The organism is Peribacillus sp. 05N428 (assembly GCF_056397085.1).
The window spans coordinates 27,287-53,309 of sequence record NZ_JBFTMS010000023.1; the positions used below are offsets into that span (position 1 = coordinate 27,287).

At 40.5% G+C, this 26,023-nt stretch carries 23 protein-coding genes; 16 read left to right on the forward strand and 7 right to left on the reverse strand.

All coding sequences use genetic code 11. The features are described from left to right. Positions 1-25: 25 nt before the first annotated feature. The 3 genes from AC1DIV_RS19295 (at position 26) to AC1DIV_RS19305 (ending at position 1,528) form a co-directional block, all read left to right on the forward strand. Entirely contained in the window at positions 26-214 is a 189-nt protein-coding gene (locus tag AC1DIV_RS19295) for a hypothetical protein (protein ID WP_054397060.1), read from the forward strand. Positions 215-245: 31 nt separating this feature from the next. After that, on the forward strand, positions 246-383 hold the full coding sequence (locus tag AC1DIV_RS19300) for a hypothetical protein (protein WP_156319562.1): 138 nt from the start codon (positions 246-248) through the stop codon (positions 381-383). 92 nt (positions 384-475) lie between these two features. Next, positions 476-1,528: a M42 family metallopeptidase gene (locus AC1DIV_RS19305; protein WP_340875454.1), complete on the forward strand. Its 1,053-nt coding sequence runs from the start codon at positions 476-478 to the stop codon at positions 1,526-1,528. A 145-nt stretch (positions 1,529-1,673) separates the two neighbouring features. Here AC1DIV_RS19305 and AC1DIV_RS19310 read toward each other — a convergent pair whose 3' ends face one another. Continuing rightward, on the reverse strand, positions 1,674-2,096 hold the full coding sequence (locus tag AC1DIV_RS19310; RefSeq protein ID WP_063596399.1) for a pyridoxamine 5'-phosphate oxidase family protein: 423 nt from the start codon (positions 2,094-2,096) through the stop codon (positions 1,674-1,676). A 184-nt stretch (positions 2,097-2,280) separates the two neighbouring features. Here AC1DIV_RS19310 and AC1DIV_RS19315 point away from each other — a divergent pair, with 184 nt between their 5' ends. Next, complete coding sequence (locus AC1DIV_RS19315) at positions 2,281-3,093, forward strand: cyanophycinase (protein WP_048687263.1); 813 nt, start codon at positions 2,281-2,283, stop codon at positions 3,091-3,093. After that, positions 3,090-5,711: a cyanophycin synthetase gene (cphA, locus tag AC1DIV_RS19320; protein WP_340875457.1), complete on the forward strand. Its 2,622-nt coding sequence runs from the start codon at positions 3,090-3,092 to the stop codon at positions 5,709-5,711. The genes AC1DIV_RS19315 and cphA overlap by 4 nt, the downstream gene beginning before the upstream one ends. 85 nt (positions 5,712-5,796) lie before the next feature. Here the strand turns inward: cphA and yidC are convergent, their stop codons facing one another. Together yidC and AC1DIV_RS19330 are read right to left on the reverse strand one after the other, a co-directional pair. After that, positions 5,797-6,582 carry a membrane protein insertase YidC gene (gene yidC, locus AC1DIV_RS19325; protein ID WP_340875459.1) on the reverse strand — a complete coding sequence of 262 codons (786 nt, stop codon included), beginning with the start codon at positions 6,580-6,582 and terminating at the stop codon, positions 5,797-5,799. 28 nt (positions 6,583-6,610) lie between these two features. Then, positions 6,611-6,898, reverse strand: coding sequence for a hypothetical protein (locus AC1DIV_RS19330; RefSeq protein WP_048687259.1), 288 nt, complete (start codon positions 6,896-6,898; stop codon positions 6,611-6,613). Positions 6,899-7,194: 296 nt separating this feature from the next. Between AC1DIV_RS19330 and AC1DIV_RS19335 the strand changes: the two genes are divergently transcribed. After that, positions 7,195-7,671 carry a hypothetical protein gene (locus AC1DIV_RS19335; RefSeq protein WP_340875462.1) on the forward strand — a complete coding sequence of 159 codons (477 nt, stop codon included), beginning with the start codon at positions 7,195-7,197 and terminating at the stop codon, positions 7,669-7,671. A 304-nt stretch (positions 7,672-7,975) separates the two neighbouring features. Here AC1DIV_RS19335 and AC1DIV_RS19340 read toward each other — a convergent pair whose 3' ends face one another. Continuing rightward, on the reverse strand, positions 7,976-8,797 hold the full coding sequence (locus AC1DIV_RS19340) for a glycerophosphodiester phosphodiesterase (protein WP_340875464.1): 822 nt from the start codon (positions 8,795-8,797) through the stop codon (positions 7,976-7,978). A gap of 177 nt (positions 8,798-8,974) precedes the next feature. Between AC1DIV_RS19340 and AC1DIV_RS19345 the strand changes: the two genes are divergently transcribed. Beyond that, positions 8,975-10,291, forward strand: a complete 1,317-nt coding sequence (locus tag AC1DIV_RS19345; RefSeq protein ID WP_340875467.1) for an MFS transporter — start codon at positions 8,975-8,977, stop codon at positions 10,289-10,291. A 53-nt stretch (positions 10,292-10,344) separates the two neighbouring features. Here the strand turns inward: AC1DIV_RS19345 and AC1DIV_RS19350 are convergent, their stop codons facing one another. Then, complete coding sequence (locus tag AC1DIV_RS19350; RefSeq protein WP_034314249.1) at positions 10,345-10,761, reverse strand: organic hydroperoxide resistance protein; 417 nt, start codon at positions 10,759-10,761, stop codon at positions 10,345-10,347. Between the two features lie 179 nt (positions 10,762-10,940). Between AC1DIV_RS19350 and AC1DIV_RS19355 the strand changes: the two genes are divergently transcribed. Genes AC1DIV_RS19355 through AC1DIV_RS19365 form a run of 3 tightly spaced genes read left to right on the forward strand, consistent with a single transcriptional unit; the run spans position 10,941 to position 14,162 of the window. Then, complete coding sequence (locus tag AC1DIV_RS19355) at positions 10,941-11,324, forward strand: GntR family transcriptional regulator (protein WP_340875472.1); 384 nt, start codon at positions 10,941-10,943, stop codon at positions 11,322-11,324. Continuing rightward, positions 11,321-12,220 carry an ABC transporter ATP-binding protein gene (locus tag AC1DIV_RS19360; RefSeq protein WP_251538795.1) on the forward strand — a complete coding sequence of 300 codons (900 nt, stop codon included), beginning with the start codon at positions 11,321-11,323 and terminating at the stop codon, positions 12,218-12,220. The genes AC1DIV_RS19355 and AC1DIV_RS19360 overlap by 4 nt, the downstream gene beginning before the upstream one ends. Next, complete coding sequence (locus AC1DIV_RS19365; protein ID WP_477577193.1) at positions 12,195-14,162, forward strand: DUF6449 domain-containing protein; 1,968 nt, start codon at positions 12,195-12,197, stop codon at positions 14,160-14,162. Before AC1DIV_RS19360 ends, AC1DIV_RS19365 begins: the two co-directional genes overlap by 26 nt. A gap of 98 nt (positions 14,163-14,260) precedes the next feature. On the opposite strand, the gene cspD is transcribed toward AC1DIV_RS19365, so the two are convergent. Continuing rightward, positions 14,261-14,464, reverse strand: a complete 204-nt coding sequence (cspD, locus tag AC1DIV_RS19370; RefSeq protein ID WP_034314240.1) for a cold-shock protein CspD — start codon at positions 14,462-14,464, stop codon at positions 14,261-14,263. 897 nt (positions 14,465-15,361) lie between these two features. Here cspD and AC1DIV_RS19375 point away from each other — a divergent pair. After that, positions 15,362-16,936: a peptide chain release factor 3 gene (locus AC1DIV_RS19375; protein ID WP_034314233.1), complete on the forward strand. Its 1,575-nt coding sequence runs from the start codon at positions 15,362-15,364 to the stop codon at positions 16,934-16,936. A gap of 583 nt (positions 16,937-17,519) precedes the next feature. Next, positions 17,520-18,899, forward strand: coding sequence for a Na+/H+ antiporter NhaC (gene nhaC, locus AC1DIV_RS19380; protein ID WP_063596389.1), 1,380 nt, complete (start codon positions 17,520-17,522; stop codon positions 18,897-18,899). A gap of 109 nt (positions 18,900-19,008) precedes the next feature. Here the strand turns inward: nhaC and AC1DIV_RS19385 are convergent, their stop codons facing one another. Further along, the gene (locus AC1DIV_RS19385; RefSeq protein ID WP_340875481.1) at positions 19,009-20,202 is read right to left on the reverse strand and encodes an FtsW/RodA/SpoVE family cell cycle protein; all 1,194 of its coding nucleotides are present in this window, start codon (positions 20,200-20,202) and stop codon (positions 19,009-19,011) included. A gap of 776 nt (positions 20,203-20,978) precedes the next feature. Between AC1DIV_RS19385 and AC1DIV_RS19390 the strand changes: the two genes are divergently transcribed. The 4 genes from AC1DIV_RS19390 to AC1DIV_RS19405 all read left to right on the forward strand — a co-directional run bounded on the left by AC1DIV_RS19390 (position 20,979) and on the right by AC1DIV_RS19405 (position 25,973). After that, positions 20,979-22,538, forward strand: a complete 1,560-nt coding sequence (locus tag AC1DIV_RS19390) for an aldehyde dehydrogenase family protein (RefSeq protein WP_340875483.1) — start codon at positions 20,979-20,981, stop codon at positions 22,536-22,538. Between the two features lie 259 nt (positions 22,539-22,797). Next, complete coding sequence (locus AC1DIV_RS19395) at positions 22,798-23,580, forward strand: TerC family protein (protein ID WP_053534247.1); 783 nt, start codon at positions 22,798-22,800, stop codon at positions 23,578-23,580. 354 nt (positions 23,581-23,934) lie between these two features. Further along, positions 23,935-24,678: an RNA polymerase sigma factor SigI gene (sigI, locus tag AC1DIV_RS19400; protein WP_323599411.1), complete on the forward strand. Its 744-nt coding sequence runs from the start codon at positions 23,935-23,937 to the stop codon at positions 24,676-24,678. Further along, the gene (locus tag AC1DIV_RS19405) at positions 24,675-25,973 is read left to right on the forward strand and encodes an anti-sigma-I factor RsgI family protein (RefSeq protein WP_340875488.1); all 1,299 of its coding nucleotides are present in this window, start codon (positions 24,675-24,677) and stop codon (positions 25,971-25,973) included. Before sigI ends, AC1DIV_RS19405 begins: the two co-directional genes overlap by 4 nt. The last annotated feature ends 50 nt before the right edge of the window (positions 25,974-26,023 follow it).

Here is a 26,023-nt window from a genome sequence, read left to right on the forward strand (position 1 = left end):
GTAAGTAATTGGAAGGGTGATATTGATGGAAGTGAGAAATCCTAATGAAACAAAGAGAGAGTTAGAAATATTGTTTACTGAATCGGTTGGCCGTTTACTGAAACCTCTCGAAGAGGAAATCATCGCAGACATTGTAGCCTATCCAGAGGAAAAGAGAATTGCCTTCTTGGAATATATGAAGGAAATGTCCAACAAACAAAGACAATTGAAGTAAGTTGAACTTTCATCATGAAGGAGGTTTTTTTATGAGGAACGAAGATATGGACAGATACAAGGTATGGCGCGATAAGTGGAAAAGAAGAGTGAATATGGAGAATTTAGCGTTATATGGAATTGCAACATTAGCTATGGCCATCTTGCCTGTCATGGCTTTTATGAGTTAAATCTATTAAAGGGCCGCCTTTTGGCGGTCTTTTAATATGTTAAAAGTTGCCATGGGAAGATATAATGAACAAAGAGGAAAGGAGAGATATGCATGAGCGTGATTGAAGAAAAAGAAATCGTATCTTACATAAAAGAATTGGTGTCCATACCCAGCCCCTCCGGCTATACTGAACAAGCCATTAAATACGCGGCCGATTTCATGGAGCAGAGGAAGGTTTCTTATAACATCACGAATAAAGGGGCATTGCTTGCTACATTAAAAGGCGAAGATGATAACAAACAACGCTTGCTGACTGCCCATGTCGATACCCTGGGAGCCATGGTAAAGGAAATCAAGGCGAATGGCCGCCTTAAATTGACGATGATCGGCGGTTTCCGCTGGAACTCAGTGGAAGGGGAGTATTGTAAAATCCATACAGCTGACGGAGCCATCATCACCGGGACCATTTTAATCAATCAGACCTCTGTCCACGTATATAAAAATGCCGGCGATGCGAAGCGTGATGATGAGACAATAGAGGTCCGGATAGATGCTGTCGTGAAAACCAAAGCGGAAACCGAGGCCATTGGCATTTCTGTTGGAGATTTTGTCTCCTTTGAACCGAGAGTGGAAGTGACGGATACAGGCTTTTTGAAATCAAGGCATTTGGATGATAAAGCTAGCGTGGGCATCCTCCTTCATATCATTGACCTCATTTCCGCAGGAAAGATAAAATTGGCATATACGACCCATTTCCTGATTTCCAACAATGAAGAAATCGGCTATGGCGGAAATTCCAATATCCCTGAGAAAACAGTCGAATATCTAGCTGTCGATATGGGCGCGATCGGTGATGGACAAACGACGGATGAATTCAGCGTTTCCATTTGCGCAAAAGACTCCTCGGGTCCTTATCATTATAAACTGCGTCAGCATCTGGTCTCACTTGCCCAAGCAAATGCTGTCGATTATCGCGTCGATATTTATCCATATTACGGATCGGACGCTTCCGCTGCCATCCGGGCAGGATATGATGTCGTCCATGGCCTGATCGGACCGGGAATCGATGCATCACATGCCTTCGAGCGGACACATGTCTCTTCATTAAAGCATACAGCCAATCTGATTTTGCATTATATCCAATCTGAGTTGGTAAAATCGTGAGAAAAGCCCGCACTCCTATCATAGTAGTGCGGGCTTTTACTTGTTTTTTGGCGATATTTTCATTAAAGTCGTGAGTTTGTGCGCAATACTCGTGAGTTTCGGTGTTTTACTCGTGAATTTCGCTCAAATACTCGTGAATGACAAATTATAATGATAATTCTTGTGGAGGTTCACCATTGTTGTTCATCAACCGTATGCTTTCCGGCTTAATTTGCAGAATTAAATAATTCGGATCTTTCGGACCTTCGAACCACTGTTCAAATGATTCATTCCATAATTTATCTTTCAGTTCCTGTGAATCGTTTATTTTCGAGGTACCTGAGATTTCCAGGTAAGAGTCGCCCAATCCTTCATTATCATAGCCGATCAGGATATGAACATTAGGGTTCTTTTCAATTTCATCGATTTTTTCCGTCTTTCCGCTCGTTGGTGTGTATAAAGTTAAATCATCGTTAAAAAATGTCATATAGCGTGAATGTGGTTTGTTGTTTTCAACAGAAGATAAAACCCCTATTTTATGATCACGGATGATGTTCAATACTTTTTCTTTTATTTGGTTTTGGCTCATTTTTTACACACTCCTTTTATTTTTTACTCTATTACTTTTCCTCTTTTTTCATTAAGTTAAACAAAATTATGCAGTTTGCCATTTTTATGAATGAATACTGAAAGAAGTTGCCATACTAGTCATTATGTGTTCTGTTTAGAGCAATTTCATGATGTGAATCCATTTGTAAAGGTGAGTATGATGAATGAATTGTGGTGAATTACTTATCATTGGCGGGGCAGAGGATAAGTGCCTTGAAGGTGAAGTATTAAATAAATTTGTCGAGCTTGCAACCCATAGCGAAGGCGGAATAGGAATATTGCCTACAGCGAGTGAAATTCCTGAGGAAGTGAGTACAGAGTATATTAAGATTTTCAGGGATTTAGGTGTGGACAGGGTGGAAGTGATCAAGCTGGATTCAAGGCAGGATGCAGACGATCCGGCAATTTGTGAACAGCTTGCATCCTTTTCCGCCATCTTCATTTCAGGGGGAAACCAAAGCCGATTGTCTGAACTGATTGGAAAAACAAAGTTCCACGATGCCCTTTCTAAAGCATGGCATGAAGGAATGGTGATAGCAGGGACAAGTGCTGGTGCTTCGATTTTAGGTAAGTATATGATCGTTGCAGCTGACACGATGCTGAATGACAATAAGTTAAAGGTTGAAATTGGCTTAGGTTTCGGCTTCCTGGACGGACTGATAATCGATCAACATTTTTCCCAGCGTGGCCGATTTGACCGTCTGTTAAGTGCAATAGCAGGGAAAAAAGAAATTATGGGTATTGGGATTGATGAAAATACAGCAATTTTAGTTAAAGACGGTCATTTTGAAGTAGTCGGCCAACATCAAGTATTGGTTCTTGATGGCAGTACCAGTGATTATATCAATATCACATCTTCTGATAATGGCAGTGAAGAGTTGACTCTTTCGGGATTTAACCTTCATGCACTAACCAGGGGATACCGTTTTGACCTGCTTACCAGGAAATTGTTGATGAAAAAGGGGATCCAACAATGAAGATCAATCGAGTCCGTTATTTAAAAGGACCTAATTATTTTGCTTATACACCTACGATTTGCATTGAATTGGATATAGGGGAACTGGAACAGAAACCATCTGATTCAATCCCTGGATTCAATGAAAAATTGTTAAAGGCGCTCCCGAACTTGGGAAGCCATACATGTTCAAAAGGGTATCGAGGCGGTTTCGCCGAAAGGCTGAGAAAAGGAACATGGATGGGACATATATTGGAGCATATGACGATTGAGCTTCAAAACTTGGCCGGAATCGAAGCCATTCGCGGAAAAACGATAATGATGGAAAAGAAGGGTTTTTATTATGTTACCTTTGACTATCAGGAGCCTCACTCAGGTCTTCAAGCTTTTTTAGCAGCGAAAGATATCGCGGAAGCCATCCTGAATGGTGAAAAACTTATAAATGTACAATCTTATGTAAAACAAATAGAGCAGTTATATTATAAAAATAAACTGGGGCCAAGTACCGAAGCCATTTTTAAGGCAGCACAAGCAAAAGATATCCCTGTCGAGCGAATGGGTGATGAAAGCTTACTGCGTTTAGGAACAGGTGCAAGGCAGAAGTATGTCCAGGCGACAATCTCTAGCCAGACTTCGAATATTGCGGTTGAGAATTCATGTGACAAAGCATTGACCAAATCCATTTTAAGAGGTTGTGGCCTCCCTGTACCTGAAGGGGAAGTTGCCCATTCCATTGAAGATATCTTTGCCTCGGCGGACAGGCTGGGTTTTCCACTGGTCATAAAACCGTATAATGGGAGACAGGGTCAGGGTGTCATCACCCATATCAAAAATAAGGATGAGCTATTCAATGTAATCAATTGTTTGGAGTTGCATGTGGAGAAGTACATTGTCGAACGGCATATTGAAGGACATGATTATAGGTTACTGATAGTTAATGGAGAACTTATCGCCGCCAGTTTGAGGCTTCCTCCCTATGTTATTGGAAATGGCAAGGAAACGATACGCAGTTTAATAGAAAAGGAAAATGGTAATGATTTGCGGGGAGATGGTCATGAAAAGCCGATGTCAAAAATCCCACTTACACATACCGTGACGTGTTATTTGGAAAAGTCGAATCGGACGCTCGATACGATTCCGAATCAAGGGGAATTGGTTCAAGTTGTCGGCAATGCAAATCTTTCGACTGGCGGAAAGGCAATCGATGTAACGGACCAGGTTCATTCGACCATTAATAATATGGCTGTTGCTGCTGCGAAAGCGATCGGTTTGGATATCGCCGGAATAGATTTTATTTGTGAGGATATATCAAAACCGATGGAATATTCAAGGACTGCAATTATTGAAGTGAATGCTGCACCGGGAATTCGAATGCATCATTATCCAAGTGAAGGAAAAAAAAGGGATGTAGGCAAAGCCATTGTCGATTATTTATTTCCGACCAGGGAAGAGGCGGCTATACCGATCATCGCAGTGACCGGAACAAATGGAAAGACGACAACAACCCGATTGATTCATTATTTTCTTACTAATGAAAAAACAAAAGTTGGTATGACAAATTCTGATGGAGTATATATCGGCGATGAGGTATTGGATCACGGTGACTGCAGTGGCCCTGTCAGTGCAAGAATGGTATTGGCCCATCCTGAAGTCGATATTGCCGTATTGGAAACGGCCCGGGGCGGGATTCTGCGTGAAGGTCTGGCTTTTCGTAAATGTGATGTGGGGATCATCACCAATGTAAGTGAGGATCACCTCGGCCGTGATGGAATCGATACATTGGATGATCTCATTAAATTAAAGAGGCTGGTAGCCGAAGTCGTAAGGAAAACAGGCTATTGTGTACTGAATGCAGATGATCCGAATGTAGCTGCCATGAACGCTTATACAGATGGGGAGGTCATTTACACCTCTACAGATGCCACCCAGCCTCACGTGAAAGCTGCGATAGATAAGGGATGTAAAGTTTGGTACGTCAATGAAAAAGGCGTCATTTGTCATTCAGCTGATGGAGTCATCCATCCATTTATGGATTGCACCATGGTTCCAATAACGATTTCCGGCATGGCACGTCATAATATCGCCAATTTACTTCAGGCGTTAGCCGCAGCCGAAACACAAGGCATTTCCATGGAAGAACTAAGAAGGAAGGCTGCCACATTTATGCCTGATACGAATTTGTCCAAAGGACGGTTCAATTTGAAAAAGTTGAAAGAGCGCACGATCATCATTGACTATGCCCATAATGAAGCGGGATTGAAGGCCATATTCGAAACGGTCAGTGCCTATAACAAAAATCATCTTATCACTGTTTTGGCAGGGCCGGGGGACCGTATTGATGAAGAACTTATCAGACTCTCCAAAGTAGCGGCCATTAATTCCGATCTGTTCATCATTAAAGAAGACGATGATTTGCGGGGAAGGGAGCCGTTAGAAGTAGCCGGGCTGCTTCAGGATGCTGCGATAGAAGCTGGGTTACAAAAAGATCGGACATTCATCGAACCTAATGAATTGGACGCATTCATAAAAGCCTGGGAGAAATCACAACCGGGTGACCTATTATTGTTCTTTTACACGGATTTTGAATATGTAGAGAGATTTTTCGAAAAAGTTTCAACAAATCCATTGCCGAAGAAATAAAACAAAGTGATCTCACCCCTGGAAATCCCATCAATTTTCAGCGCAAGTGGAAAATGAAAGTATGAAAAAAGCTAATCCAAGTGGATTAGCTTTTTTTCAAGACCGTTTCATTTGCAGCCGGGACTGCGGCATGGTCTTTTTTATATATTCGCTGAAGCACGATTGACTGAACAATCATGAATATACCCCCGATTGACCAGTATAGTGGCAATGCAGCAGGAGCGGAGAAAGAAATGAATAAAATCATTGCTGGTGAGAGCAAGCTCATCATCTTCATTTGTTTCTGCTGTTCTTCCGGCATTTGTCTCACGGAAATGACCGATTGGAAATAATAAATGACACCAGCGATAATCGCCATGGCAATATTCGGCTGGCCTAGGCTGTACCAAAGGAAACTATGGGTTGCAATTTCATGGGAACCTTGAATCGCGTAATAAAAGCCCATTAGGATCGGCATTTGAATCAAGAGCGGCAGACAGCCCATGTTTAAAGGATTGACTCCATGTTTTTGGTAAAGCTGCATCATTTCCTGCTGGAGGGCCTTTTGTTTAGCTGGATCTTTCGTCTCTTTGATTTTCTGCTGGATTGCTGTCATTTCCGGTTTCAGCCCATTCATCTTCGTCTTCATGCTAAGCTGTGTTTTATATTGCTTGGCAGTCAGTGGAAGCAAAACAAGGCGAATCAAAAATGTCATCAAGATGATGCTTAAACCATAGTTGCCATTAAATAAATTAGCATTGAATTCTAGCATTTTTGTCATGGGGTTAACCAATGCTGTATGAAATGGACCGCTCGTTGCTGCTGAGCAACCAGTCAAAAGGGTCGTTGCCAAAAATAGTACGGCAATTAAAAACGTATTTTTCTTCTTCAATATTATTTCCTCCTCGAATTGTTAATGTTTAAACAACTAGAAGGAGGCTTGGCTCATCGGAATCATCTGGTGAATCCTTTTGCCGGATAAAGGTGAAAAAGCGCTGTGCACCGCGCCAGTCGAAAATGCTGCCTGCATGAACAGGGGATTTACTTTTATCTGTATGAACGGAAGCTTGATATTTGTCATTCAAGAGTGATTGCTTTTTATTTAAGAAGTAAAACGCGGCCAGTGGAAAGACAAAGGTAAATAAGTAACCTGCCCATACCGCATGGCGAACGGTTTGATAATCGAATTCTAATAATAATTCCCACATAGGAATCCCTCGTTTTTTCCAAGATAATTAAATTTGTCCAAAAATGATTTAGGGCCTAAATGACTTTTGACCATATTGAGTTTAAATCATTAACAACACTATATCAATTCTAGGGCAAGAAAGCTAAAAAATATAGGGATTTATTCAAAAAATAAACAGGGAATATTTTCTGATGAATCATTTTCAGGAATAGATCAAATAGAAACCAATTTCGAGACTGTTCAGAGCAAAGAATGCACAAATGGTCATTCGACTACATACGGATAAAAGGAAGTTCAATTATGAGGTGAAAAGGTATGAAACCATACGATTCATTGAATCAACAGAACGACCATAACGGTAATGATCAAAATGCATATCTCCGAAATATGGGCATAGATTTCTTGGCAGCGCCCTATCCATTAGAAAATCAGATGATGGATGTAAGGACTCCTCCTGGCCCGCCTGGTCCGTCCTATGGAGGGGGCCAGCCGCCGCCACGGCCGCCGCACGGAGGAGGACCGCCTCATATAGCTCCGCCATTATTCACTCCACAACTTCATGAAGGAATGTATAAGGCAATGGACACTGGGTCAATGAAAGGGTGCTTATACAAACATACGTATATTTGGCTTAAGAATGGCCGTTCATTTTGGTTTTACCCAACATATGTCGGATATAATTCAGTGGCAGGTTATCGATGGAGACGAAGTCAACAGCGATGGGCTTATTATGGAACGGACGCGCATGAAATACAGTTCTTTCATTGTTCAGAATGTAGACAAACTCGATGAAAATCGAGTTTGTCTACATTTTTTTGCTTGTGCAAATTTGGAAGTTGATTGGAATGTAGGGCACTCGCTTTCTGCGGGCGGTCCGCCCTTGGCGCACTTGCGCCCGTGGGGTCTCCCTTGGATTCGCTATTCCCGCAGGAGTCTCGCACACCCGCTCCAATCAACTATGTTTTTGCCTACAATCTTTTGTTCTTAACCTTTAATCGAAATTTCATAGGGAATTTTAAAAGGGATTCGGAATGGTCTCACCCTGAATTGTGTAATGAACTAGTTATCTTCATTTTTTCACTTATCATTCAAAGTTTCAATCCAAAAAAAAATCCGGAAAATCGGAAATGATACCATCTACCTGCATCATTTTGAACATGTGTATTTGTTTTTTATTGTTGACGGTCCATGTAAATACTTTCATCCCGTGCTTTTGGATTCGCATTTGCAGCTTCGTACTCAAAATCGTTTGTTTTGGATTCAAAAATGATGCAAACTCGGCAATCTCTCTTAATTTTTGGTCATTGATTCGCCGTTTTATCAAAACGCCCACTTGTATGTCCGGCATTAATTGATGAAACCTTTTCATGGATTCCATATCGAACGAATGAACCATTATCTTATTTTTACTCGTTGAACATTCTTGGAATTCACCTAATTCTTCTGCAAGTTTCTCTTCTATGCCGGGATAAGCAGAGGGATGTTTCAATTCGATTAAAATGCCGACTTCAGACCCGAAATTCTCCAATACCTCCCTTAGTAAAGGAATCCTTTCGTTTTTATAGCGAGAATGATACCAGCTTCCTGCATCCAGTTCCTTTAATTCGGCTGCCGTGTAATCACGGAGGTTCCCTTTGCCGTTTGTGGTTCGATCCAAGGTGGGATCATGATGAACCACAAGGACATCATCTTTACTGAGGTGGATATCCACTTCCAGGAAATCAGCTCCCAATTCAATTGCTTTTTTATAAGATGCCATTGTATTCTCGGGGCAGTATCCAGATGCACCTCGATGTCCAATTTTAATGGGGGAATGCTGCATTATTAAGCTTTTAGGGAAATCACTTTTTGATCTTTTAGCGTAGAGAGCGAACAGGACAAGCATGGTTATCACGATAATAAGAAAAAATGCGGTCATCTTTCACACTCCTATCAGGCACAATGATTAAAAGTAAGCAGGACAGTCTCATTTCATAATATTACATGTTAGGCAGGAAAAAATCATGTTTTACACAATGTTATAATCCTACTTAAAGGATTTATTGGAAAGGTATGGAATACATATAATTTAAGTATCATTAAGGAGGGAAAGCAGATGGAATTGCAGGTGAAACCGAAGTCTAAAAAATGGAAAGGGAATTTTGGTTTATATTTTTCCCTACCCATTCTCTCTTGGGCGTTTTACGATTTTGCCAATACGATTTTTTCTTCTAATATCAATACGATTTTCTTTCCATTCTTCCTCCAGGAACAGATTGGGGAAAATGCCGTTCTTGATCAGATTGCGAGTACCTTCATCTCCTACGCTAATGCGATTGCCAGTTTGTTTCTTGTTTTGTTTTCCCCGCTGTTCGGTGTCATGATCGATCGAACGGGAAAAATGAAAAAATACATTATGATTTTCACACTTATTTCCGTTGTATGTACATTTTTAATGGGGGCATTCGGAGGGATGCCGTTGGATGGAAAGATTCTGGGGATTCCCGTTTCCTTGGCGATCGTCATTCTTTTATTTGTGATAGCAAAGTTTTTCTATCATTCGAGTCTTGTCTTCTATGATACGATGATGAGTGATTTAGGCACGAAACAGCAATTGCCGCTTATATCAGGGTTTGGCGTGGCGGTAGGCTACCTTGGAACGTTGGTGGGACTGTCAATCTATCCATTCATTAGTAAAGGGAGTTCACATGAAGCCTTCATTCCCACGGCCATTTTATTTCTGGTTTTTTCCCTTCCCTTATTCTTTTTTTTAAAAGAGTCTCCAAAACAGCAAAAAGCGAAAGAACCTTTTTTATCTGGTTATAAGGAAATTAAATCAACATTTAAAGAGATGCGATCCTATCGATCGGTTTTTACATTCATGATTGCTTATTTCTTTTTAAATGATGCAATTGCGACCACTATCGGCATGATGGCCGTTTATGCCAAGACTGTTGTTGGATTTTCCTCCAGCGGATTCATTTTGCTTTACTTGGTATCGACAGTATCGAGCATTGCCGGATCGTTTCTGTTTGGATACGTCACGCAGTCGAAGGGACCGCGGCTGGCTGTGACATATGTGGGAGTTCTGCTCTTGGTCGCATTATTTATAGCGGTCTTCGCACAAACCGCCCTTTGGTTCTGGGTTGCAGGGAGTATGTTCGGCATTTCGCTAGGTTCGATGTGGGTGACATCACGGACGTATATCATTGAATTGACTCCAGATGAGAAGAGGGGGCAATTTTTTGGACTATTTGCATTCTCTGGAAAAGTCTCTTCAATAATCGGTCCGTTATTATATGGAACGATAACGTTGATATTCCATGACCTCGGTACATTGGCGAGCCGGATGGCATTAGGGTCATTGATCATCATGGCGATAATAGGTCTTGGCTTTCTTTTGAAACTGAAGGGATTGGAAGAAGTGAAATAAGAAAAAGGGACTGGAGCCGGCCTTAATGCCGTATCCAGTCCCTTGCTTAAACGTTATACCAAAATCAAGGTTACATCGACGTTTCCGCGTGTTGCTTTTGAATAAGGGCAGGTCATGTGTGCTTTTTTGGCGAAGTCTTCGGCTTCTTCCCTGCTTAGGTCGGGAATCGAAACATCCAACCTTACAGCCAATTTAAAACCGCCGTCTTCCTCATCTTTACCGATCGTTACATTTGCCGTCACGGACGTATCGACCTTTTTCTTTTCTTTTTGCAGTACAAGATTCAAGGCACTGTCAAAACATGCCGCGTAACCGGCTGCGAATAACTGTTCAGGGTTTGTGGCGCGCTCACCGGAACCACCTAATTCCTTCGGTGACCTCACATCGAAATCCAGAATCCCGTCCTCTGATTTAATATGTCCTTCACGACCACCGTGTACGGTAACTGTAGCTGTATATAATGGTTTCAATGAAAACAACTCCTTTATTCATTCTTACTATCATTACTTCCCTGCTGTAAGTCTTGTTAAACAAAATGAAAGCGAGTATTGTTTGAAAATGGTATTAAATTGGTTTTAAATTGGAAGATATTGTTTTATAATGTACTGTATTAGGAGATGTAATACACCCATTGCAAGGAGGGTTTATGATGATTGAGTTGGATTTTCAAAGTGGAAAGCCGGTATATGAGCAATTGATGGATAAGTTAAAGGAACTAATGATCAATGAAGTTTTACAGGAGCATAATCAGCTCCCATCCATACGAATATTGGCTCAGGAGTTGACCATCAATCCAAATACGATCCAGAAAGCGTACAAGCAGCTTGAGTCTGACGGGTTTATATATACCTTACCAGGCAAAGGGAATTTCGTGGCACCTCCTAAATCCTTCAAAAATTCATTGAAAGAAGAAGAAATCAGAAACGAGCTTTCAAAGGTACTCGCTGAAGCTCTGTATATCGGAATCGATAAACATGAAATTTATAGAATAATAAAGGAAATCAGTCCATTGGCAAAGGGGGGGGATTCATGATTGAAATAAAACAGGTGAGTAAATTATATGAAGGAAAAGAAGCAATCAAAAACGTCACCTTGGTTATACCAAAAGGCTCCATATTCGGGTTATTAGGTTCAAATGGGGCGGGGAAAACGACTCTATTAAAAATGCTTTCAGGCAACCTGATACAGGATGCAGGTGAAGTTCTTATTGATGGATCATATGTGTTTGAAAACCGTGAAGTGAAAAATCGTTGTTTCTTCCTTCCTGATACGCCTTATTTCCTGGCTAACTATACGATCACGCAAATGGCAGGTTTTTATAGCCATATTTATAGCGAGTGGAATCAAGAACGTTTCTATCAATTACAGGAAGTATTCCCGATACCCGTCCAAAATAAAATACATAAACTATCGAAGGGGATGCAGAGACAGGTTGCTTTTTGGCTAGCACTCTCGACGATGCCGGAAGTTCTAATATTGGATGAACCGTTTGATGGATTAGATCCGGTCATGCGAAAAAATGTGAGACAGTTGTTGATTCAGGATGTTTCGGAAAGGGATATGACGATTTTACTATCGTCCCATAATCTCCTGGAAATTGAAGATTTAGCCGATCATGTAGGGATTTTGCATAAGGGTGAGCTTGTTATCCAAAAGGTTTTGAATGACTTGAAAGCTGATGTACATAAAGTGCAAATTGCCTTTAAGCATAAAATTCCCCATGGTTTATACCGTGGAATTCAAATCCTTAACAAGGAAAGACGCGGCAGCGTGATCGTTTGTATCGTTAAAGGTAGTGAAGCCATGATTAAATCGCATTTTAACCAGTTTCAGCCAGAAATATTAGATATTCTCCCCCTTACTCTTGAGGAGATATTCATTTATGAAATGGGGGATATCGGTTATGTCATCCAGAATAACCTGGTTTAATAGGGAACTGATTATCTATATTTTCAGAAGCACTGGCTGGATTGGTTTCCTATATCTTGTAGGCCTCATATTTGCGCTGCCTCTGGAAATGTTAGCGATTATCTTGAATGGGAACAATGAATATGTGGAATTCGAAAACCTTTTTTCCTGTCAGCAGATGATACAGTTTGTCTTGGTCATCGTTATTCCAGTATTACTTGCCATCTTCCTTTTTCGGTTTTTACAAATGAAACAAGCCTCAGACTTCATTCATAGTTTACCGATTACGAGACGCAGCATCTACGCTCATATGATTGGAACGGGAATTGGCTTCATGGGTTTGCCGATTTTACTTACAGGTTCAATATTGATATTATTTCACTCGGCAATTGATATAGAACGGCTATATACCATGACGGATATATGGTCTTGGATGGGGACTACATTTATTTTGGAAGCTTTGATCTTTTCTGTTGCCGTTTTACTTGGAATGGTTACGGGATTATCAGCCTTTCAAGGAGTGCTGACCTATATTTTTCTTACTTTGCCGGTGGGGCTTTTTGTTTTGTTTGCAGCTAATGTGAAATTTTTGATAGCAGGATTTTCTGCAGATTATTATCTAAGTGCCAATATGAATGGCATCTCCCCATTATTAGCAGCAACGGAGATGGAAAAAATCACTTTCTTCTCTATTAATACATTAATTTATAGTATATTAACCTTTCTTTTTCTGATCAGCTCTCTTTTTCTCTATGAGAGGAGAAAGCTGGAGCATGTGTCGCAGGCATTTGTTTACCCGAAGATTAAGCCAGTGTTTAAATTCGGCCTGACATTATGCATGATGCTGTTTACAGGGCTTTATTTTAGCGAAACGACAGGCGAACCTGGGTGGATTTTTTTCGGATATACCGTTGGTTCTTTGCTTGGATATTATTTAGGGGAAATCGTCCTGCAAAAGACTTGGCGAATACGGATCAACCTGAAAGGTTATGTAGCGTTTATAGCGGCTGTCATTGTGCTGGCACTCATTATAAAAATAGATCCCCTTCAGTATAAGACCAAGATTCCTGATGAAAAGATGATTAGCCAAATTTATATTGGTGATTCTCCTATATTTTTTGAAGGCGATGACACGTCGAATAATGCTTCCAATTATCTTAAAGAGAAGGAAAATATTGAAGTGATAAGGTTATTGCATCAGGAAATCATCGATAAGGGTAAAAAGGTTTCCATTGGTGAATGGAATGATAGTCAATCCGTATTTCTGATGTATGAACTCAAGAATGGGAAACGGTTAGCAAGAGAGTATCATTTGCAGAATTACGACTCATACATGCCATTATTGGCGAAAATATATGAGTCTAATGAATATAAAAAAATGGTTAATCAGGTATTGAATGTTTCCGCTCAAGACGTTTCTAAAATCAAGATAACGGCGAGCGGCCAAGTTGACAAATCCATAACGATCACGGACCGTCAACAGCTGGAAGCTGCAGTGAAGGCATTGTCGGAGGACCTGAATAATCAATCGTTCGCACAAATGACTTCTTCTTTTGGTGATTACGCCTCCATAGAGATTCTTTTGAATAATAACAAAACCATTTATATGAATTGGGACTCTTCATATCCTCAGTTTTCAGAATGGATGGTAAGTACCGGACAATCGGAACAAGCGCGGTTAATGGCTGATGATATTTCTTATATCCTGGTTGCGAAGTCCGATTCGAAAATTTATCACACGAATTCTGAAAGTGAACTTGCACAGCAGATTGAACAACAGCCAAATCGCTTGAAAATTAAGACCGCTTCTGAAATCGAGACAGCGATTGATAATGCCCAAATTGATTGGAGCGGGGAGTATTCAGCTGCCTTTTATTATAAAGAAAGCAGAGATGTGGACATCAAGAGTTTTTCTGGCGAACATGTTCCCGATTTCATTTTGGATCATTTTAATGAAAAATAACGTGAATATTTTGCATGTACACATAAAGGAAAGGATGCCGCCCGATATGGGCGGCATCCTTTTGCATTGCCTATCAATTATGTTTGTGTATCTATGCTTTAGAGTTTTACGACGTTTTTAGCTTGAGGTCCGCGGTTTCCTTCTTCGATCTCAAATTCAACCTCTTGACCTTCATCAAGGCTTTTGAAACCTTCTCCTTGAATGGCGGAAAAATGTACGAAAACATCATCTCCGTTTGGTACTTCGATGAAACCAAATCCTTTGTCACTATTGAACCATTTCACTTTACCTGTTACTGTCATTCGATGAATCCTCCTAAAAAGTTAAAAAATATTAATGGTGATGATTTTACCTAGAGGGAAAAATCAATTTCACACATTATCCAGCACCCTCATTCAAGTTAAAATTATCATACGACGATGCTTGATAATATGTGAAAGCCTACAGGAAAAATTACCACAATAACCTCTGGAGCAATTTCCAGTTTTTTAGTATATACCCACCTTTATAAAGGATAAAACAAATGGAAGTAATTTATACATTCCCATTTGGGGAAAATAATATTAGACAGGTTTTAGACGGGGAAATATAACGGTATTGTCGCACGGGACTTTCCTTGATTGAAATTTGACGGGGGATTCCATGTCCAATATGAAATGCCTTTATGGTTGAAATCAGGAAAACAATTTGGCATTAAAGTTTTCTGCGAAAATAATCGGGTATAGGATAAGAAAGAAAGGACTGATGAAAAATGAAGAAATTATTAAAAAGGGCTCTCATTTTTGCTGCTCCAATCATATTCAAGGAAGTAAAAAAACGCTGGAAGAACAAGCGGAATCAAAAATCGTTTAAAACTGCAAGGTAAATAAATAAACCATGAATAAATGAACGGTTATCATATGGATCAAGATAAGGGGCGCTGATTAAGCGTCTTTTGTTTTGCCATCTGAACAAATCCCCTAATGGGTGTTTCATTCACCTCTACATCTTTCCTTCATATCGTGTTAAAATAGAAAGGTTGATTGAAATGAATGCTGAGTAGCCAATGCTTAAGCCTTATGATATATTTTTTCTTACATATATTGTGTATGATCAGGATTTTTGCATACAAAGAAAGGTTGCCATTCCAATGTAAAAAATACAATAAACCTCCTATAAATATTTTTTATTGATGACTCCAATAATGAAAGGAACATATTATGACTAATTTAAAAGACGAGGTTCAATCCCGACGGACCTTCGCAATCATCTCTCACCCGGATGCCGGGAAAACGACTTTGACAGAAAAATTATTGCTGTTTGGCGGCGCGATCCGCGATGCCGGAACAGTTAAAGCTAGAAAAACAGGGAAGTATGCAACCAGTGACTGGATGGAAATTGAAAAGCAACGGGGAATTTCCGTTACATCTTCAGTCATGCAATTCGATTATGATGACTTCCGTGTCAATATTCTCGATACACCGGGCCACCAAGATTTCAGTGAAGACACATATCGTACACTGATGGCTGTTGATAGCGCCGTGATGATCATCGACTCGGCAAAAGGTATCGAGGATCAAACGGTTAAATTATTCAAAGTATGCCGGATGAGGGGTATACCGATTTTCACTTTTATCAATAAAATGGACCGACAAGGTAAAACACCGCTAGAATTGCTTGCCGAACTTGAAGAGGTATTAGGAATAGAAACATATCCAATGAACTGGCCGATCGGGATGGGAAAAGACTTCGTGGGCATTTACGACAGGTTCAACAATCGGATTGAACAGTTCAAAACTGAAGGGGAAGAGCGTTTCCTTCCGTTGAATGAAGATGGTGAACTCGAAGTGGATCATAAACTTAAGGATTCCCAGTTATATGAGCAAACTTTGGAAGAAATCATGCTGTTGACGGAAGCGGGTAACCAATTCTCTGAAGAAAATATCGCGAATGGTAAACTTAGTCCTGTATTTTTCGGAAGTGCTTTAACGACATTCGGTGTTCAGACGTTTTTGGATGCTTATCTGAAGTTTGCACCAGCTCCACAAGCACGGATGACAACGTCAGGTGAAATGGATCCTGTCAGCAATGATTTTTCCGGTTTCATTTTCAAGATCCAGGCGAACATGAACCCAAAACACCGTGACCGAATCGCTTTCCTTCGCATTTGCTCCGGTAAATTCGAGCGTGGAATGAGCGTCAACTTGAGCAGGACAGGGAAACCGATCAACCTTTCTTCCTCTACTCAATTCATGGCTGATGATCGAAACACCGTAAATGAAGCGGTAAGCGGAGATATCATCGGTTTATATGATACTGGTAATTACCAAATTGGCGATACGATTACCACAAGCAAAGACATGTTTCAGTTTGAAAGGCTGCCTCAGTTTACGCCGGAACTATTCATGAGGGTAACAGCTAAAAACGTCATGAAACAGAAACATTTCCATAAAGGTATTAACCAACTTGTACAAGAAGGGGCAATTCAGCTCTTCAAAACGGTTAGGATGGAAGAATATCTGCTTGGTGCGGTTGGGCAGCTTCAATTTGAAGTATTCGAGCATCGAATGAGGAACGAGTACAATGTTGAAGTCGTGATGGAGCGAATGGGCAGCAAGATTACACGCTGGGCTGAGGATGAAAAGCTTGATGAAAATCTTCATAGCTCAAGAAGCATCCTTGTTAAGGACCGGTTTGATAAATATGCATTCTTATTTGAAAATGAGTTTGCACTTCGCTGGTTCCAAGATAAAAATCCTGACGTGGAATTATATAATCCAATGGATTTAAAATAATGAAGAAAGCCCGTGTTATATACACGGGCTTTTAGTTTATAGTCAAAAAGGGTTTCGGAATGGTTACATTCCGAAACCCTTTTGATTTTATTGGATTTGATGCAGTTATTGAGAATGGTTGTACAGCTTTAAGGTCATCATTTAGCCATTTCTGCCCTTCTCCAAGTATATTTGGCCATCTTTTTTAAATTCATGGCAGCGAAAGTAAGTATCGTCTGCATGAGTGAACTTTTCTCGTGGGAATGTGGGTAATTTCTTCAGTCAAAGAAGAGTCCCTGCGTTTTTTCCGAAGGCTCTTTTCGTAAAGATTGTTGTTTTTAAAACGAAACTATTTAAGGTTGATTGGAGCGGAAGTGCGAGACTCCTGCGGGAGCAGCGGGACAGGTGAGACCCCACAGGCGTTTACGCCGAGGAGGCTCACCGCCCGCCCCGCGGAAAAAATTATTCCTTTGACAATCTCCTGAAACTCCTTTATATTTAGCTAGTACTTTAGTGCTTAAAAGCGTTTCAGTAATTGTGAGGAGTGAAAAGGTCCGATCCTTACCTCAGAGAATATACAACATTGAAAGCGGGGAAATACATCATGCGTCTTGAAGATGCAAAGCTAAAACTCTCCTTACCTGAAGCAATTGGGGTTTTGGCCATTCTTTTCTTAATTATTGCAACTGGTATCATTCATTATGGACTTGCCCCCCATATTCCAATTATAGCGGCTCTCCTTTTTCTATTTGTTTATGGAAAGTTCAAGAAGCTGCCATTTTCGATTATGGAGGCGGCTATCGTCAAAGGCGCAGGCACTGGTATGGGAGCCATCTATATATTCTTTTTCATTGGAATGTTAATTTCGATCTGGATGGCAAGCGGGACTATCCCTACCATCATGTTCTATGGGTTTGACTGGATTTCTGGTGAATATTTCTATGCAATCACATTTCTGGTGTGTTCGCTAATTGGGCTCTGTATCGGGAGTTCACTTACAACATCAGCCACAATCGGCGTTGCTTTGATAGGGATGGCGGCGGCGATGGATTTATCGTTGGCGATTACAGCCGGTGCAATCATTTCCGGTGCATTTCTTGGAGATAAAATGTCTCCATTATCCGACTCTACCAATCTTGCATCGGGAACGGTTGGAGCACCATTATTTGAACATATTAATAATATGCTTTGGACTACGATTCCAGGTTTTTTCATATCGCTTATCATCTTTTTCTTCCTTTCACCGAATGTCAAAGTTGCTCGCGTTGAGGAAATCGAAGCCATGACCAAAGCCCTGGAAATGGAAACGAATATAAGCATATGGAGTTTGATTCCGTTTGTCATTGTTCTAATCATGGCTTTGAAAAAGGTGTCAGCGATTCCGACATTGTCAGCAGGAATCATTTCGGCGGCTGTCATTGCTTTCATACAAACCCCAAGTTTGACGGTTGCAAAACTAGCGGATATCTTATACGGCGGTTTTGTACTGAAGAGTGGAATGGAACAACTTGACTCAATCCTATCGCGGGGCGGAATTGAAAGTATGATGTTCTCCGTTTCGATGGTGTTGTTGGCATTGGCGATGGGCGGACTATTGTTTGAATTGGGAGTCATTCCTTCTATTTTAAATGCAATCCAGGATTCATTGACGAGTGTAGCGAAAGTGATTTCCGCTACTGTATTTGCAGGAATCAGCGTGAATTTCCTAGTGGGTGAACAGTATTTGTCAGTTATACTGCCTGGGAAAGCCTTTCAGCAGAAATATGAAGATTTAGGCCTGCAGCCCAAAACGCTTGCGAGGGTGCTTGAAGATGCGGGAACAGTTGTGAATCCTCTGGTTCCATGGGGTGTCTGCGGTGTATTCCTGACACAGGTATTGGGTGTTTCAACCCTGGAATATGCTCCATTTGCATTTTTCTGCCTACTTTGTCCTTTGCTTAGCCTGATTTCTGGCTTTACTAAAATCGGTATCCATTATAAATGAAAAAACAGGCGGTCGGATTCGACTGCCTGTTTTTTCATGAGAACTTCCATAACCTTACAGAGAAGGGGAACCCCTGACATGAACAGAAATGCCAGGGGTATTTGATCGTTTATTTTGAAGACGCAATCTCATCTTGTGGGATGGATACGACTTTTTCTTTCTGTTCAAGTAAATTCATTCGCATGACGACATTTTGGAATATGCCCATTGAAAGCATGAGCAGCAGTAAGGAAGATCCTCCATAACTGATGAATGGAAGGGTGATCCCTGTAATTGGGATAAGTCCGGTCACTCCGCCGACGTTGATAGCGACTTGAATGCCAATCATGGATGAGATGCCGATCAATAAAAGACTTCCAAATGGATCCTTGCATTTGGCTGAAAGTACAAATCCCCTCAGGACGATAAAACCTAGTGTCAATAAAACGAATCCCACTCCGAATATCCCGAGCTCTTCTGCAATGACGGCCATGATGAAATCAGTATGTGATTCAGGCAGATACCCGTATTTTTGTACACTGTCACCAAGTCCCACTCCAGTAAGGCCGCCGGAACCTATGGCGAATAAGGAATTCACGAGTTGATACCCGCTTTCTCCTGCCTTTCCGAAAGGGTCTGCAAACCCGGTAAAACGAGACAGCTTATTTTCAGTAAGAACGGCTGAGAAATTTCCTGTCACGAGTACCCCCAATGCAAATATGGCAACGAATATCGCAGTGATCAAAGAGAGTTTGAATATACTCTTAAAAGACATACCGGATGAAATGATCATGGTACTTGAAATCAGGAAAATGACCGCTGCCGTTCCATAGTCAGGTTGTATTCCGATTAAAAAGCAGATGAATACCAGAAAGAAAATCGGCGGGATGACGGCTTTATCAATACTATTGATTCGATCCTGCCTTTTTCCGTAAATGGCTGCCAGATAAATGATTATGGCTAACTTGGAAAATTCCGCAGGTTGTATTGATGCTGTCCCTAACTTGAACCAGCTTGTGGCATTTCCTGCTGTATGGCCGAAGATAAAGAGCAGCAAAAGGATACCGGCCATTCCAAACATCATAGACATCAAGAACATTTTGTTTTTGTACATCTTATAAGGAAGAATCATCGTGACGATCATTGCCGCGAATGAAATGAGAAAGGCCGTTTTTTGTTTCTCAAAGAAGTAATCCATGGGCCAGCCGAATCGAGCGACAGCAGTGATCATGCTCGAACTGTAAATCATGACTAAACCAAACAAACAGAGTAATACGACAGCGATGAAAATAGGGAAGTCGTATGCTTTAATTATTCTTTTCACTTGTGCGCTCACCTCAAATATGTATGCGCGAAAAAATCGCCTTCTTATATAGTAACGGAAAATCGGTTATATAGATAATAATTTTTATTCGATAGTATGAATTTATCCTCCATTACCCAGTATTAAACACTAAAACCGATAAACATGTCTGCCGGATTATCAGAATTTCGATTCTTATATACATTACCTTCGATAACAAACGTGAATATTCCTTTTAATAACGAAAAAGTTTTTACTATATATTCCATTTTAAAGTGCTATCATGACTGGAAGATTACTTGTTAAGGGTATTTGCGATGGGGATGGATTTCATGGACCTTCACCAATTGAGTTGTAAAACGTGATGTGATGCAGTGGATACTGTAAACTGCAAACGAATTAGTTAGTGTAATTCAACTTAAGGGGAATACACCGATTAAGTGGCAGGGAATCGGTCAGGAACCTTATGAAGAGAGGGAACCGGTTGTGAAGTTGGTTCCAAGCGATTATATTATACAGGCTGCTGCGTCTCTGGCATTATATAAAGAGGGTTCAGGGGAAGAATTTTCGTACGTTTAGTGAAGTATATGAACATATAACTGTTCAAGAAAAGTGCTCAGGCGCTCTTATCAATTCTTCCTGGCAACCTAATTTCACTTAAAAAGGGGTTTTGACAGCAGTGCAGCCGAGAAGTTTTGCTGCATTTCAGAGGAGGGGTTCCCCCTCGGTCGATCTTTATTAAAGCATAAAAATGATATGGAGTAACGATAAAATAAGATAAAGCAAGGGGAGTAATTATGGAAGAAATACATGACAAGTTGGAAGTGTTTTCTCCGGCAACAGGTGAGAAGATTGCGGAAATCGTCCCAACACCATTGAAGTCGATTCCTCATATATATATGAAATCAAGACATGCGTTCCAATCATGGTCGAATCTTCCCATCAAGGAACGGCTGAACTATTTAAAACGGCTCCGCTTATTGATGGTTGAAAGGATGGATGAAATAGCAGAAGTCATTTCAAAAGATGCGGGAAAAGTGAAAATTGAAGCGCTGGTTGCTGACATCATGCCAACGATCGATGCAATCAAGCATATCGAGAAACATGCAGTGAAAACTCTTTCCGGACGGAAGGTCACCACTCCACTCATGTTAATTGGTAAAAAATCTTATGTCCATTATATGCCACGTGGAACGATTCTCGTCATTTCACCATGGAATTATCCGCTGCAGCTTTCCATGGTTCCCATTCTTAATGCCCTAGCGGCTGGAAATTCTGTCATCGCCAAACCATCAGAGGTAACTCCTTTAGTTGGGGAGTGCATCGAAAATCTGTTTCTTGAGGCTGGTTTCCCAGAAGGAACTATACAGTTTGCCCATGGAGGGAAAGAATTGGGTGCGGCATTAACTGAGCAAAAACCAGATTATATATTTTTTACTGGGTCTGTAAGGACCGGAAAAATGATTGGTGAGGTTGCAGCAAGAGACCTGATCCCAACGACTTTGGAGCTTGGCGGTAAGGATCCGATGATCGTTCTTCGTGATGCTAACCTGGAACGGGCTGTGAACGGAGCCCTTTGGGGGGCTTTCACAAATAGTGGGCAGGTGTGCATGAGTGTTGAAAGGGTTTATGTGGAACGTCCTGTTTATAAGGAATTCCTAATGCTTCTTAAAGAAAAAACGAAGTCCATGAGACAGGGGGTGCAATCGCAGGATGATATCGGTTCAATGACTTTTCCTAAACAAGTCGATATTGTGGCTGACCAACTGGAGGATGCACTGAATAAAGGGGCCGTACTTGAAACCGGAACACCTCCGAAAGAGTGGAAAACGGGGCAGACCCATTTCATTCCGCCGACGATTCTTTCCAATGTCGATCATTCCATGAAAATCATGAAAGAAGAAACGTTCGGACCCGTGTTGCCTGTTGTGCCTTTCGATACGGAGGAAGAAGTGATCGCCCTGGCAAATGAAAGTGAATATGGACTCAATTCCAGCGTTTGGACGATGGATAGGGAAAAAGCAAGTCGGATTGCGTCACGGTTAGTAACCGGTGCGGTGACGATCAATGATGTGCTGATTACGGTTGCTAATCATCATTTACCATTTGGCGGTGCCAAACAAAGTGGGGTTGGCCGCTATCATGGCGAGCATGGATTGAAGATTTTCTGCCATGAAAAAGCGATCATGATCGATAAAGGTAAAAACGATACAGAAATACAATGGTATCCATATGAAGGGAAATACACGAGTTTTTTATCGCTGTTTCAGAACTATTTTTCTGCCAAACCGAACTGGATTCGTTTCGGCAAAGAGTATTTATCGTTGATAAAATTATCCAAAAGGAACAGAAAATGAGATCCCTTTATAAAAAAAGATTGTTATTTTCATAACGAGCGCGTATACTATTAATATACTTAATAACTGATTTTCCTTTTCAAAGGGGAGTAGCGTTAGGGTTCGCCCTAAAACAAAGTCGTCATTACGTGAATGTTAAACATTCATCGGCTTTGTTGACATGATTTCATGTTCAGCAAGACCTTTGCCTATACGGCAGAGGTCTTTTTATTTTGCCGATGCCAATAGGAAGGAAATACTACTATTGGAGGTTGAATGGATGGAAGCATCAATGTTATTGGAATATGGCTGGGTCCTTCTTATCTTGGTTGGATTAGAAGGGATACTGGCTGCAGATAATGCAGTCGTCATGGCTGTCATGGTTAAGCATTTGCCAAAAGAACAACAGCGGAAAGCCTTGTTTTATGGTCTGATGGGAGCTTTTGTTTTCCGTTTTGCCAGTCTATTCCTTATTTCCTTTCTTGTCGAGGTGTGGCAAGTTCAAGCAATCGGTGCGATTTATCTACTTTTCATCGCTTTTCAGCACATTTACAAAAAATACGCTGGTAAAGGTGAGAAGGAAATCACGAAGCCTAAAAAGCAATCAGGCTTCTGGATGACCGTGGTAAAGGTTGAAGCGGCTGATATCGCTTTCGCAATCGATTCCATGTTGGCTGCCGTCGCGCTGGCTGTTACACTTCCTGCAACAGGCTGGATGAAAGTCGGCGGTATTGACGGAGGGCAATTCGCTGTCATGTTCCTCGGCGGTATGATCGGGTTGATCATTATGCGATTTGCAGCAAATGCATTCGTTAAGCTGCTTCATCGGCGTCCTTCACTTGAAACGGCAGCATTTTTGATTGTGGGTTGGGTTGGCGTGAAATTGGCGGTACACACACTTGCACACCCTTCACTTGCTTTCATTGATCATCATTTCCCTGAATCAACGCTTTGGAAATCGATTTTCTGGACTGTATTGATTGGAATTGCAGCAGGTGCATGGGTCATTTCAAGCAAAAAAGAAAAAAAAGAGAAAGAAGAGAAAAAAATACAGGAAGCATAAAAAAACAGGCGTGCCGGTCACGCCTATTTTTTTTGCTTCTTAAAGTATTTATGGAGATGACCCTCAAAAGCGCAGGTACGTTTACGAATGATATGTTAAAAGATGTGAATATTAAATTCCGGTTATAAAAATGACAATTGTCCCATTGTATTGGGCAAAAAAAAGGAAAAAGATATTTTACTGTAATTGCACTGTAACAAACGAGAAAAAACTAAGTATTTTATCATGTTGATATATTGTGTGATTTCATTTTTATCGCAAAAATAGTTCTTTTGGTACTGTCTTTTAGACTCCCTCCGCTTAAGATAAGTATGTTGATGCGTATTTTATGTTCAACAGGAGCGAGGTGAGCAAATGCTTGGTTTGTTGTTTACAGCATTCAAAAAAAAGCGTTCTTTAGAAGAAACCGTATTGAAAATTCAACAAGGCGATAATAGCCTTCGTAATGATACTATAGAGTCATTCAAACCTTTTATTGCAAAAACAGTCTCATCGGTTTGCAAACGGTACATATACGAATCAGATGATGAATTCAGTATTGGAATGATTGCTTTTAACGAGGCAATTGAAAAATACTCCCCGGAAAAAGGCCGTTCTTTATTGGCATTTGCCGAAACCCTCGTTAAACGAAGGGTTATAGATTATTTAAGAAGCCAGTCCAAACAAAAAGAAATCCTTTTGGATTTAACACTGAATGATGATAATGATCAAAGCCAAATATATATCGATAATGAAAATTCCATCAATGAATACGAAATGCAGAAGGAATCGGAAAGAAGAAAAGAAGAAATTCAGCTTTATATAAGCCATCTAGAGGATTTTGGTCTGTCATTTGAGGATTTAGTTGAAAACTCTCCCAAACATGCAGATGCCAGGAAGGGAGCTATTATGATCGCTAAATTGTTAATGGAAGATGACGAACTGAAGGAAGTCCTGTTTGCAAAAAAGCGGCTGCCCGTAAAACAGCTTGAGGGAAAAGTGGAAGTAAGCAGAAAAACGATTGAACGGAACAGAAAATACATCATTGCCGTGGCAATCATAATAAACGGAGATTTTTTGTATTTGAATGATTATATAAAAGGGGCTATCGATGAATGAAAAAAGGAGTTATTCTTTCAGTTAATAAACGATTTGTAACCCTATTGACCCCCGAGGGTGAATTTCTGAAAACCAAAAGGCAGGAAAGGGAATATGAAGTGGGTGAGGAAATAACTTTTTCACCTGCAAAACAAAAATTCACTTTAGCCTTTTCCAATATTCATTCATCTTTCAAAAAAACGGCCGTGCTAAGCATTGCCTCCACCTTCCTGATTCTCTTTTCAATTCTTCCTTCTTATTTCTCTGGTCCTGTGTCGGCATATATGACGATAGATGTGAATCCAAGCATTGAATTGGAGCTTGATGATGATTTAGAAGTTCTCAAGCTTACCGGATTAAATGAAGACGGAAAGCTTGTGATCGGTCAGCTGAAGGACTGGAAAGGCAAGGATATAAAAGTTGTTACAAACCGAATCGTTGACACGACGAAGCGACTTGGTTATTTGAAAGGAAATAAACAAATAGTCGTTTCCACAACGTTAATGAAAAAAAATAAAGAACTGAATAAGAATTTAAAAGAGGAGATAAAAGAAATATCTGAGCAGGATAATGTTTCCAAAACAAAGATGAAAGTGATCCAGGCAACAAAAAGCGATCGGAAGCAAGCTAGGGAACAAGGTATATCCACGGGTAAGTATCTCGAAAAGAAGTTGAATGAAGATAAAGATAAGATAAAGGTCAATAAGAGGGAGCCTGCCCCGGCGTCAGTTAAAAAAGTCGAGGAAAACGTTGTTATTCCGAAAGAAAAGGGCGTAATGCTAAATACGGAAAACAAATCGGATGGAGAAAAGAAAAAAGAGAATAATGAAATTGAAATAAAACAAAAGCCGGCCAATGAAGCCAAACCGACTGAACGGAAAAACGCGGGTATTGAAGTTACCAAAATTAAGGAACAAACCGAACGGGAAGATACAAGTGGAAAACGGAATGCGATAAATGGATATAAGGAAAGAAGCAACGAGTCAAAAGGAAAATCGGATAGCCATCACAGCAACCAATCAAAGGACAAGCAGGAAAATGAACAGAATGAGAAAAAGTTCGATGTAAAAACAGAATCATCACTCAAAAAAAAGAATAGTGATGATTCTATAAAGCATGACAATAAAAATAAGCAAAATAAACAGGATAGACAAGATAAACAGGTTACACAGGATAGGCAGAAAATACAAGTTAAACAAGATAAACAGGATAAGCAATATAAACAAGATAAGCAATATAAACAAGATAAGAAAGATTGGGATAAGTCGAAAAGGGGTAAAGGCAATAATGGAAACGGAAATGGACATAATCATTAAAAAGAGTCCAGCATGCAGCTGGACTCTTAGCCATGGATATTTAATTGTGA